The following is a 12,651-nucleotide window of genomic DNA, read 5'->3' on the forward strand; positions in this document are numbered from 1 at the left end:
AGCGAGGGCGTCGAGGCGACGAGCCGCGAGCTGGTGTCCGTGGCCGGGACGTCACCGCTGGTCGGCGTGGTGCCGTGGGCGATGGCGGAGTTGTCCACCGAGCCGCCGTCGACGTCGGCCTGCGTGAGCACGTACGGCGTCGTCAGGCAGGTGCGGGAGGCCCCGGGCAGCAGCGGACCGGTGCCGCAGGCCTGGCTGGCCAGCCCGACCTTGCCGTCGGTGACGGTGACCGGGTTGAGCGTCACGTTGCCGGTGTTCTTGACCGTGAACTGGTAGGTGATCGTGTCGCCGGCGTCGACCTTGCCGTCGCCGTTGGTGTCGACGATCGCCGAGTCGGTCTTGTCCAGGGTCATCTTCGGGTTGGCCGTCACCGGGACGTCCGCCGTGGCCGGGGCCGTGACGGTCGTGCCCTTCGGGTCCTTGGCCGTCGTGCCGGCGTCGTTGTGCACGGCACCGGCGTCGACGTCGGCCTGCGTCGTGGTGTAGGTGCGCGTGGTGCAGGTGACCGAGGCGCCGGGCGCCAGGGTGCCGGTGCCGCACGCGACGTTCGCCATACCGAGCTTGGCGTCGTTGACGACCACCGAGCTGAGCGTGGTGGTGCCGGTGTTGGTCACCTTGAAGGTGTAGGTGATCTGGTCCCCGGCGTCCGGTCCGTTGCCGTCCAGGTCGGTGATCGCGCCGGCGGTCTTGGTCAGCGAGATCAGCGAGGAGCCGTAGGTCGTCGTGCTCGTGCCGTCCGCCTGGTTGACGACGGTGACGCCGGTCGGCGGGGTCGCGACGACGGAGGCGTTGTTGGCCACCGAGCCGGAGTCCACGTCGGCCTGGGTCAGGACGTACGTCTTGGCCGGGCAGGAGGCCGTCACCCCCGGGACCAGCGACGCGACGCACTGGGCGTTGCTGATGCCCAGCTTGGTGTCGCTGTAGGTCACCGGGGTCAGGGTGGTGGTGCCGGTGTTGGTCACCGTGAAGGTGTAGGTGATCGTGTCACCCGCGTCCGGCCCGTTGCCGTCGATGTCGACCAGCGAGCCGGCCTGCTTGTCGAAGGTGTACGACGCGGTCCGCGTCCAGGGCATGACGACCGTGTCGGTCGCCGCGACCTTGGTGCCGTCCGGCTTGGTGCCGGTCAGCGTCGCGGTGTTGTCGTAGTGGCCCGCGTCGACGTCGGCCTGCGTCAGCACGTGGTTGCGCAGCGGGGTCGTCGGGTAGCCCGCCGGGTAGCAGGTGACCTCCTGGCCCGGGTCGAGCGTGCCGGTGCCGCACGTGGCGTTGTAGATCCCGATGGCCGGGTCGTCCTTGCGAACGTCGGTCAGCGTGATGTTGCCGGTGTTCCTGGCGATGAGGGTGTAGTCGATGCGGTCGCCCGCGTCGACGATCCCGTTGCCGTTGACGTCGACCATGACGCCCCGCTTGTCCAGGGTCAGCCCGGTCGTCTGCGGCACGATCCGCGAGTTGGCGTCGCTCGCGGTCACCGGGGTGCTCGACACCGCCGAGACCGCGTTGACGGTCGCGGTGTTGTCCACCGAGCCACGGTCCACGTCGGTCTGCGTCAGCGCGTAGACCTGGACCAGGCAGGTGGTGGAGGCACCAGGCGCCAGGGCGGTGACCGCCGGCGAGCACGAGGCGGCGTCGAGGCCCAGCTTGGCGTCGGTGATCCGGATCGAGGTCAGGTCCACGTTGCCCGTGTTGGTGACCTTGAACGAGTAGGTGATGGTGTCACCCGGGCCCACGACGTCGTCCCGGACGGTGTCCGCGATGACGGTGTCGGTCTTGTCCAGGGCGATCCTGGGCGCGGTCGTGATCGGCACGTCGACGGCCGAGGGGGCCGTGACCGCGGTCCCGGCCGGGTCCTTGCCCGTCACCGAGGCGGCGTTGTGCACCAGACCGTTGTTCACGTCGGCCTGGGTCAGCGTGTAGGTCTGCTGAGGGCAGGTGACACCGGCGCCGGGCGCGAGCGGGCCGGTGCCGCAGGCCACGTTGGTCAGGCCCAGCTTGGCGTCGTCGAGGACGACCGAACTGATGGTCGTGGTCCCGGTGTTGGTCACGGTGAAGGTGTAGGTGATCTGGTCACCGGCGTCCGGACCGTTGGTGTCGAGGTCGTTGAGGGCGCCCGCCTTCTTGACCAGCGACAGCCTGTCCTTGCCGACGGTGGGGGTGCTGACCAGGGACTTCTGGTCGGTCACCGGTACCCCGGCCGGCGGGATCGCCACCGCGGACGCGACGTTGTCCACCGACCCGGCGTCGATGTCGGCCTGGGTGAGCGTGTAGAGCTTCGCCGGGCAGGCCAGGGTCTGGCCGGGAGCCAGCGAGGCCACGCACGGGGCGCCGCTGATGCCGAGCTTGGCGTCGGTATAGGTCACCGGGGCCAGGGTCACGTTGCCGGTGTTGGTCACCGAGAAGGTGTAGGTAACGGTGTCACCGGCGTCCGGCCCGTTGCCGTCGTTGTCGACCAGCGAGCCCGCGGTCTTGGCGAAGGAGTAGGCCGCCGTCCGGGTGAAGGGCAGCATCACGGTGTCGGTCGCGTTGATCGCCGTGCCGTCCGGCTTCTTGCCGGCCAGGGTGGCGGTGTTGTCGTAGTGACCCGCGTCGATGTCGGCCTGCGTCAGCACGTGGCTGCGCATCGGCGTCGTCGGGTAGCCCGACGGCCAGCAGTGGCGGCTCTCGCCCGGCGCCAGCTGCCCGGCGATCTCGGTGCCTGCCTGGCCCGCCGCCGTGGTCGGGTCGTAGCACAAGGCGTTGTTGATGCCGATGGCCGGGTCGTTCTTGCGGACGTCGGTGAGCGTCGTGTTACCGGTGTTGGACGCCAGCAACGAGTAGTCGATGCGGTCGTTGACGTCCACGATGCCGTTGTTGTTGACGTCGACGTACGTCCCGACCTTGTCCAGGGTCAGCCCGAAGGTCTGGTGGATCGGGGTCGAGGTGGAGTCGGTGGAGCTGCGCGTCGCGCCCGAGGGGCCCGTCGACGAGGCGGTCGCCGTGTTGTTGACGACGCCGGCGTCGATGTCGGCCTGGGTGATCGCGTAGGTGTTGCTCACCGTGACCTGGCAGGTCCGGGTCTGGCCGGGCAGGAAGTCACCCGTGCCGCAGGCCACCGGGTTCGGCGACAGCCGGGTGTCGGTGACGACGAGGTTGCGCTGCGTCGTCGTGCCCGTGTTGGTGACCGTGAAGGTGTAGGTGATGGAGTCGCCCGGGTCGGACTCGTCCTTCACCGTGCCGGTGTCCTTCAGCACGCTGGCGGTCTTGTCCAGCGTGATCTCGCCGACCCGCGACACCGGGGTGGTCGTGGTCGCGGTCGCCGTGACCGGACCGGTGGGCGAGATCGCGGAGGCGCTCGCCGCGTTGGTCACGCCGGCGGCGTCGACGTCGGCCTGGGTCAGCGTGTAGTTCACCGGCGGGCAGGTCGCCGTGGCGCCGGGGGCGAGCGAGGCCACGCACGCCGCCCCCGCGGCCACGCCGGCCTTGGCGTCGGCGTAGGTCACGTTCGTCAGGGTGGTGTTACCGGTGTTGGTCACCGAGAAGGTGTAGGTGATGACGTCACCCACGTCCTGGCGGCCGTCACGGTTGGCGTCCTGCACCGGCCCGGCGATCTTGGACATCGTCAGGGTGCCGGTGCGGGTCAGCGACGTCGACGTCGAGTCGGGCACGGTCAGGGTCGTGCCGTCCGGGCGGGTGAAGGTCGCGACGGCGTCGTTGGCCACCGAGCCGCGGTCCAGGTCGGCCTGGGTGAGGACGTACACGCGTGCCGGGCAGTCCCGGGTCTCCCCCGGTGCCAGCGCAGTGGTCCCGCAGGCCGCCCTGTCCAGGCCGAGGAGCGGGTCGCTGTAGGTGACCGGGTTGAGGTCGGTCGTGCCGGTGTTGGTGACCGAGAAGGTGTAGGTGATCGTGTCGCCCACGTCGGTGCCGTTGGCGTCGATGTCGGCCACCGAGCCAGCCACCTTGTCGAAGGTCGCACCGGAGGTCACGGCCAGCGGGGTCCGCGCCGTCGAGCTGGCCGTGACCGCGGCACCCAGCGCGGGCGTGCCCGTCACGGTGGCGGTGTTGACCACGGTGCCGGCGTTGAAGTCCGCCTGCGTGGTGGTGTATGACACCGCGGTGCAGCTCACCTGCTGGCCCGGCTCGAGGGCGGTGCTGCCGCACCGGACGTTCGACAGACCCAGCTTGGTGTCCGTGAGGGTCACCGTGCTCAGGGTCACCGATCCGGAGTTCGTCACCACGAAGGAGTAGGTGATCCGGTCGCCGGCGTCCTGCTTGCCGTCGTTGTTGGTGTCCACCGGCGTGCTGCCGGTCTTGACCAGCGTGATGCCGGTGGAGGTGTCGAGCGGGGTGGACGTGCCGTCCTTGGCCGACGGCGTGGTGCCGTCGGGGGCGGTCGCCGTCGCCGACGCGTCGTTGACCAGCGAGCCGGTGTTCACGTCCGCCTGGGTGACCGCGTAGGTCTTGGGCGGGCAGGTCACGGTGACCCCCGGCGCCAGCGGCGCCGTGCCGCAGGCGAGGGACGCGATACCGAGCTTGGCGTCGCTGTACGTCACCGTCTTGAGCGTCGTGGTCCCGGTGTTGGTGACCGAGAAGGTGAACTCGATCGTGTCACCGGCGTCCTTGACGCCGTTCTTGTTGGTGTCGGTCCACAGGCCGACTGCCTTGTCCAGCGACAGCGTGTTGATCGGCGGGTAGGTCGTGGTCACCGAGCTGGTGCCCTGGACGACGGTCTTGGCCGGGTCCAGCGCCGCCACGGAGGCGTTGTTGGTGAGCTTGCCCAGGTCGATCTCGGCCTGGGTGAGGGCGTGGGTCACGCCGCTCGGGAAGCAGTAGGCGCTCGCGCCCGGGGCCAGGGAGGTGATGTTCGTGCAGGTCGCCCCGGACAGGCCGAGGGCGGCGTCGGTCACGGTCACCGTGCCGAGCGTGGTGGTACCGGTATTGGTGACCTGGAAGCGGTAGGTCACCGTGTCGCCCGCGTCGACGCGGCCGTCGTTGTTGGCGTCGACGACCGAGCCGGCCGACTTCGTCAGCCTGACCGTGGAGGCCGTTACCAGCGCGGTGGACGTCGTGTCCGTGGGTGAGACGATCGGCTTGCCCACGAGGTCGGTGCCCGTCACGGAGGCGGAGTTGTCCACCGTGCCGCGGTCGGCGTCGGCCTGGGTCAGCGTGTACGTCACCGCCGAGCAGCTGCGGGTCTGGCCGGGGGCCAGGCCCGTCGAGCCGCACGGGAGCGGGGTGGGCGCCAGCAGCGTGTCGGTGAGCTGGACGTTGTTGGCGGTCACGTTGCCGACGTTGGTCACCGTGAAGGTGTAGGTGATCGTGTCACCCGCGTCGGGTCCGTTGCCGTCCAGGTCCACGAGCGTGCCGGCGACCTTGTCGAAGGTCAGCGCCGGGGTGTGCGAGATCGGCGTGGTGGTCGAGGCCGGGGCGGTCACCTCGGCACCCGACGGCGGCTTGCCGTAGGCCGTCGCGTGGTTGACCACCTGCTGGGCGTCCACGTCACCCTGCTGGACGACATAGGTCGTCTTCGCCACGGTGAGCGGGCAGGTGCGCACCTCGCCGGGGGCCAGCGGTCCGGACCCGCAGGCCTCCTTGACCAGGCCGAGCTTGTCGTCGGTGACGGTCACGGGGTTCAGGGTCGTGGAGCCGGTGTTCCTGACCGTGAAGGTGTAGACGATGGTGTCGCCGGCGTCCTGCATGGTGTTGCCGTTGGCGTTGTTGATCGGTGAGGCCGTCTTGGTCAGGGCGATGCCCGACGTGGCGTTCACCGTCGTCGCGGTGCTGTCCGGGCCGGTGACGACGCTGCCGTCGGGCGCGACGCCGGAGGCGGTGGCGTTGTTGACCACGGACCCCGCGTCGATGTCGGCCTGGGTGAGCTTGTAGCCCACGACGGCGCAGGTCACCGTCACGCCCGGGTCCACGGACGCCTGCGAGCAGGTGGCGTTGGTGAGGTTGGCCCGACCGTCGTTGATCGTGACCGGGTCGAGCGTCACGTTGCCGGAGTTGGTGACCGCGAAGGTGTAGGTGACGGTGTCACCCACGTTGACCACGCCGTCGGTGCCCGGGTCGACGGCCGAGGCCGTCTTGTCCAGGGTGATGGCGGGCTTCGGGGTCAGACCGGTGGTGGTGGAGGAGGTGGTCGTCACGGTGGCGCCGGTGGGCGACGTCGCGGACGCCGAGGCGGTGTTCCTGACCGCGCCGGAGTTCATGTCCGCCAGCGTGACCGAGTAGGTCTGCGTGATCTGGCACTCGCGCGTCTCGCCGGGCTTCATCGGCTCGGCCTGGTTCGGGTACCTCGTCTGGTCGGCGGCCGGCGGCCCGCAGACCGCCCCGCTGATGCCCAGCTTGGCGTCGCTGACCCTCGGGTTGGTCAGGGTCTGGGTGCCGGTGTTGGTGATCGAGAAGGTGTAGGTGATCGTGTCACCCTGGCTCGGCCCGGCCGGCGCCGCGGCGTCGACCAGCGAGCCCGCGGTCTTCTTCAGCGCGAGCGTCGAGCTGGGCAGCAGCGCCGTCGAGGTGACGTCGGTGTTGGTCACCGCCGCACCCGTGGGCGGGGTGCCCGAGACCTGGACGTGGTTGTCCCCGGTGCCCTTGTCGATGTCGGCCTGCTGGATCGTGTAGGTGAACGTGTTGCAGGTCAGCGAGCCGCCCGGCGGGATGGGTCCGCCGCCCGCGCAGGGCGCGGTGATGCCGTACGTCAGGTCCTTGACGGTGATGGTCGACAGGGTGACGTTGCCGGTGTTGTAGACGACGAAGTGGAAGGTGATGGTGTCGCCGGCGTCGACCCGGCCGGTGCCGTTGGCGTCGACGACGGGGTCGGCGCTCTTGTCGATCGCGATGGCCGGGGCCGAGGTGATCGTGTCGGTGACCTCGTCGGTGGCAGTGAGCGTCTGCAGCCCGGGCGTCAGCGCGGACACCTGGACGGCGTTGACGACCTTGCCCGCGTCGGCGTCCGCCGCGGTCAGCACGTAGTTGTAGGCGGGGCACGAGCGGGTGGCGCCCGGCGCGAGCGACCCGGTGCCGCAGGCGAGGTTGGTGAGCCCCAGCTTGGCGTCCGTCATACGGACGTCGGACAGGGTCGTGCTCCCGGTGTTGGTGACGGTGAAGGTGTAGCGGATCGTGTCACCGGTGTCCTGGCGCCCGTTGCCGTTCGCGTCGACGATGCCGCCGGAGACCTTGTCCACGGCCAGCGACTCGGTCGGGGTCAGGGAGGTCGTGGTCTGGTCGGTCGCCCCCACGGTCGTCCCCTGCGGGGAGCGGCCCTGGGCCGAGGCGGTGTTCTGCACCGAGCCGGCGTCGGCGTCGGCCTGCGTGACCGTGTAGGTCACGGCCGGGCAGGTGCGCGTCGCCCCCGGGGCCAGCCCGCCCGTGCCGCAGGGCACCAGGAGCAGGTTGAGCGTCGGGTCGGAGATCGTCACCGGGTCGAGGGTGACGTTGCCGGTGTTGGTCACCACGAAGCTGTAGCTGATGGTGTCGCCGGCGTCCTGGCGCTTGTCGCCGTTGGCGTCGACGAGCGGGCCCGCGACCTTGTCCAGGGACAGGCTCGGGACGAGCGTCAGGTCGCGGGAGACCGTGCTCGAGGCCGTGGCCGTCTTGCCCGTGGCGGACACCCCGGTGGCGGTGGCCGTGTTCACGAGCGTCCTGCCGTCCAGGTCGGCCTGCGTCAGCGTGTACCGACCCTGCGAGCAGGTGGCCGTCGCCCCGGGCGCCAGCGGCAGCGGGGTGCAGCCGGTGAGCGGGGTCGAGCCGAGGCGCGGGTCGCTGATGGACAGCTGGTTGATCGTCTCGGCACCGGTGTTCGTCACCTGGAAGCCGTAGTTGACGACGTCACCCGCGTCGGTGCGGCCGTTGCCGTTGATGTCGGTCCGCGACAGCAGCGTCTTGGTCAGCGAGATGAGCACCGACCCCGACGTGGTCGTGGACGTGCCGTCGGTGCTGGTGTAGGTCTTGCCCGCCGGGTCGGTGACGGAGGCGGTCGCGTTGTTGACCGCCGAGCCCGCGTCGATGTCCGACTGGGTGAGGACGTATGTCGTGGAAGAGCAGACCAGGGTCTGGCCCGGCTCGACGGTGCCCGTGCTGCAGGTGGCCTTGACGACGTTGGCCTTCGGGTCGTCCAGGGTGACGAAGGACAGGGTGACCGTCCCGGTGTTCTTGACCGAGAAGCCGTACACGACCTCGTCACCGACGTCGACGCCGTTGCCGTCCTTGTCGACCACCGAGGAGGCGGTCTTGTCGAAGACGTAGTTCACCTTGGGGGCCAGCGAGACGTCGTTGACGTCCTTGGCCGTCACCGGTGCCCCGACGGGCGGGGTGCCCTGGACCGAGGCTTCGTTGTGCACGGTGCCGGCGTTCATGTCGGCCTGGGTGAGGACGTAGTTGGCCACGTAGCAGGTGGTGGTCCGGCCCGGGTCGAGGATCGGCTGGTCGCAGACCCGTCCCGTGAGACCGAGCTTGGCGTCGGTCAGGTTGAGCAGGTTGAGCGTGACGTTGCCGGTGTTGGTGACCAGGAAGGTGTACGTGATGGTGTCACCGGCGTTCGGGGTGACGCCGTCACCGTTGTCGGCCACGGCGGAGGACTGCTTGTCCAGCGCCAGGGTGGGGGTCTGCGTCAGCAGCACCTGGTCGGTGTCCTGACCAGTCACGGTGGTCTTCTTCGGGTCCAGCCCCGCGACGGTCGCGGTGTTGTCCACGCGACCGGCGTCGAGGTCGGCCTGGGTCAGCGTGTAGGCCTTCGACGGGCAGGACGCCGTCGCGCCGGGCGCCAGGGTGGCCGCGCACAGCACGTTGGACATGCCGACCTTGGGGTCCGAGACGGTGACGCCGGTCAGGGTGGTGGCCCCGGTGTTCGTGACCGAGAAGGAGTAGGTCACGGTGTCACCCGCGCTCGGCCCGGCCGGCTGCGCCGAGTCGACCAGGGCGCCGTGGGTCTTGTCCACGGTCACCTGCGAGGTGGGTGTCAGGGCGCGGCTGGTGCTGTCGTCGAGGGAGCGTACGACCTGCGCTTCCGGGCCGACGGCCGTGACGTGGGCGGTGTTGGTGATCGACCCCGCGTCGATGTCGGCCTGCGTCAGCGTGTAGGTCTGCGCCGCGCCGTAGCACCAGTCCCCCTGGCCCGGTGCCAGGCCGTTCGGGTGCTGCTGGTCCAGCCACTGGCAGTAGGTCGAGCCGCTGGTGCTCGTGGTCGGGTCGAGCCGGGAGTCGAGGAGGTCGACGTGGTGCAGCGTCGTGGTCCCGGAGTTGATCACCCAGAAGCGATAGGTCACGGTGTCGCCCGCGTCCAGCCCGTTGCCGTCGACGTCGGTGAGCCCGATGTCGGTCTTGTCCAGGGTCACCTTGGTGGCGCCGGACGTCGCGGTGGTGGTGCTGTCGGGGGCGGAGGTGACCGGGGCGCCCTTGGGGTCGGTACCCGAGGCCGTGGCCTTGTTGGTCACGGCACCGCTGTCCACGTCGGTCTGGGTCAGGGTGTACGTCTGGGCCGAGCAGACCCGGCTGGCACCGGCGGCCAGGGGCGTCACGCCGCAGGCCAGGTTCTGGGCCTTGACCAGCGGGTCGGTGTAGGTCACGTTGCTGATCGACACGGTGCCGGTGTTGATCACCGTGAAGTAGTACGTAAGGGTGTCGCCCGCGTCAGGTCCGTTGCCGTCCAGGTCCATCAGCTGGCCTGCGGTCTTGTCGATGGTCAGGCCCGGCGTCTTCGCGAGGGCGTCGGTGACCGCACCCGTCGCGGTGACGGCGCTGCCCGTGGTGGGCGTCCCCGTGGCGGTGACCGCGTTGGTGACGGTCCCGGCGTCGAGGTCGGCCTGGGTGAGGGTGTAGGTCGTCTTCGCCACCGCGATGGTGCAGGTGGCCTGGCCGCCCGGGGTCAGGGTGCCGGTGCAGGGCTCGTTGGACAGGCCCAGCCTGGGGTCGGTGATGGCGACCAGCTCAGGGTCGTGGTCCCGGTGTTCGTGACCACGAAGGTGTAGCCGATCGTGTCGCCGACGCTGTTGCGGCCGTCACCCGAGGCGTCCACGACGCCCCCGGACTGCTTGACCACGCTCAGGGTGGTCGACCGGGTCACGGGGGTGGCCGTGCCGTCCGCGCCGGAGAGGACCTGGCCCTTGGGGGTGGTGGCCGAGGAAGTGGCCGAGTTGTCGACCGAGCCACGGTCCACGTCCGCCTGCGTCAGCGTGTAGACGCGGGTCAGGCAGGTGATCGTCGCGCCCGGTGCGACCGACGTGGCGCCGCAGGAGCTGTTGGTCAGGCCCAGCATCGAGTCGGTGACCGCCGGGGTGAGCGTGACGTTGCCGGTGTTGACGATCACAAAGGTGTAGGTGATCGTGTCGCCGGGTCCGGTCTTGCCGTCGCCGTTGTCGACGATCGGCCCGGCCTGCTTGTCGAAGACGTACGACGGGGTCGACGCCACCGTGGTGGTGGTGCTGCCGGGGCCGGTCACCGTGGTGCCGTCGGGCTTCGTCCCCGAGGCCACGGCGGTGTTCGTCACCAGGCCGGCGTCGGCGTCCGCCACCGCGAGGGTGTAGGGCGCCGAGATCTGGCAGTCGCGGCTCGCGCCCGGCGCCAGCGCGCCGGTCCCGCAGGCCACGGCGGACAGACCCAGCTTAGTGTCGGTCACGGTCACCGGGTCCAGGCTCACGGTCCCGGAGTTGGTCACCTTGAAGGTGTAGGTGATCGTGTCGCCGGCACCGACCTGCCCGTCACCGTTGGTGTCGGTCAGGGCGCCGGCGGTCTTCGCCAGCGTGATGCCCGAGCTCTGGGTCACGGTCACGTCGGCGGTGTCGCCGCCTTGCACGACCGTGCCCTGCGGCGAGGTGCCCGCGATGGTCGCGGCGTTGTGCACCAGGCCGGCGTCGATGTCGGCCTGCGTCAGGGTGTACGTCGCCGGGGTGCAGCTGCGCTGGGTGCCCGCCGCCAGCGGGGTGGAACCGCAGGCCACGTTCAGCTTGAGCAGGGTGTCGGTCAGGACGAGGTCGCTCAGCGACACCGTGCCGGTGTTCTGGACCACGAACTGGTAGGTGATGGTGTCACCCACGTCGACCTTGTTGGTGCCGTTGGCGTCCACGATGGACCCGGCGATCTTGTCCAGCGTCACGCTCGGAGTGGGCGCGACCGGGGTCGTGGCGGTGCCGTTCGCCTTGACCTGCTGACCGGAGTTGGTCAGACCCGACACGGTCGCGGCGTTGTCGACCCGACCGGCGTTCGCGTCGGCCGCGGTGATGGTGTATGTCACCGGGGCGGTGGTGCAGGTGCGGGTCTCGCCGCCGGCCAGCGGGCCGGTCCCGCAATCGACGTTGGTCAGGCCGAGCTTGGTGTCGTTGAGCTTGATGCTGTTGAGCGTGACCGAGCCGGTGTTGGTCACCGTGAAGGTGTACTGCACCGTGTCGCCGGCGTCCTGCTTGCCGTCGTTGTTCGCGTCGACGTAGTTGCCCACCTGCTTGACCAGGCTCATCGACTGGGTCGGCGACAGCGGCACGGACGCGGAGGCGGTGCCAGGCACGACCGTCTTGTCGGGCGCCAGGGCGCTCGCGGTCGCGGTGTTGTTGACCATGCCCAGGTCGATGTCGGCCTGGGTGATCGTGTAGGCCGGGGAGGTGCAGGTGATCGAGGCGCCGGGCGCCACGGTGCCGCTGCCGCACACCACTCCCGCCATACCGATCTTGTTGTCGGTGATGGCGACCGAGCTGAGCGTAACGGTTCCGGTGTTGGTGACGGTGAAGGTGTAGCTCACCCGGTCACCGGCGTCCTGCTTGCCGGTGCCGTTGCTGTCGACCACCGAGCCGGCGGTCTTGGTGAAGCTGTATGCCGGTCGGGTCGTGACCGGGATGGTCACGCTGTCGGAGGCGGTCAGCGCCGCACCGATCGGCGGCTGCCCGGAGACGGTCGCGGTGTTGACGATCTGCGCGGCGTCCAGGTCGCTCTGGGAGACCGTGTAGGCCCGCCCGGCCGTGGAGGCGAAGCAGTACTGCGACTCGCCCGGGGCCAGGGTCCCGGTGCCGCACCGCACGGTGGCGAGGCCGAGCTTGGCGTCGGTGATCGTCAGGTCGGACAGGGTCACCGTCCCGGTGTTGGTCACGTAGAAGCGGTAGGTGACCGTGTCACCGGCGCTGTTGCGACCGTCGCCGTTGGTGTCCACGACCGCGCTGGCCGTCTTGTCCAGGACCAGCCCACGCTGCTGGGTGATCGGGGTGGAGGTCGTGTCGGGGGTGGAGGTCACCGGGGCGCTGCTCGGGGCCGGTCCGGTGGCCGAGGCCGTGGCGGAGTTGTCGTAGTCCGCGTCGATGTCGGCCTGGGTCAGGACGGAGGTCTTCTGGAAGCACTCGCGGGCGACGCCCGGGTCAGCGGGGTGGCCGGGTTGCACGCCTGAGCGGTCAGCTGGAGCTTGGTGTCGGTCACCGTGGGGCTGTACGGCGTGAGCGTGCCGGTGTTGGTGATCACGTAGGTGAAGGTGATGGTGTCACCGGCGTCTGTCTTGCCGTTGGCGTTCGCGTCGGCGATGACCCCGGCCTGCTTGTCGAGCGCGATGCTCGGCGGCTGGATCGGGTAGGTCGACGGGTAGGTTGAGAAGGTGGTGCGCTCGGTGTCCGAGCCGGACACCTGGGCGCCGCTCGGCGGGGTGCCGATCGCGGTGGCGGTGTTGACCAGGGTGTCGGCGTTGATGTCCGCCTGGGTGATCGAGTACGT

At 70.0% G+C, this 12,651-nt stretch carries 3 protein-coding genes; all 3 read right to left on the bottom strand.

Features of this window, described 5'->3' with window-relative positions; all coding sequences use genetic code 11:
• Positions 1–9,896: DUF7507 domain-containing protein (locus MM438_RS16040; RefSeq protein WP_420914051.1), on the bottom strand; the 9,896-nt coding region annotated here is incomplete at its 3' end.
• A complete protein-coding gene (locus MM438_RS16045) occupies positions 9,836–12,328 on the bottom strand; it encodes a beta strand repeat-containing protein (protein WP_241454644.1) in 2,493 nt (830 codons plus the stop codon). The genes MM438_RS16045 and MM438_RS16040, both read right to left, overlap by 61 nt.
• On the bottom strand, positions 12,262–12,651 hold a 390-nt coding region (locus MM438_RS16050; protein ID WP_420914050.1), incomplete at its 5' end, for a DUF7507 domain-containing protein. The genes MM438_RS16045 and MM438_RS16050, both read right to left, overlap by 67 nt.

Origin of the sequence: Arsenicicoccus dermatophilus, from assembly GCF_022568795.1 — a bacterium.
GTDB lineage: Bacteria > Actinomycetota > Actinomycetes > Actinomycetales > Dermatophilaceae > Arsenicicoccus > Arsenicicoccus dermatophilus.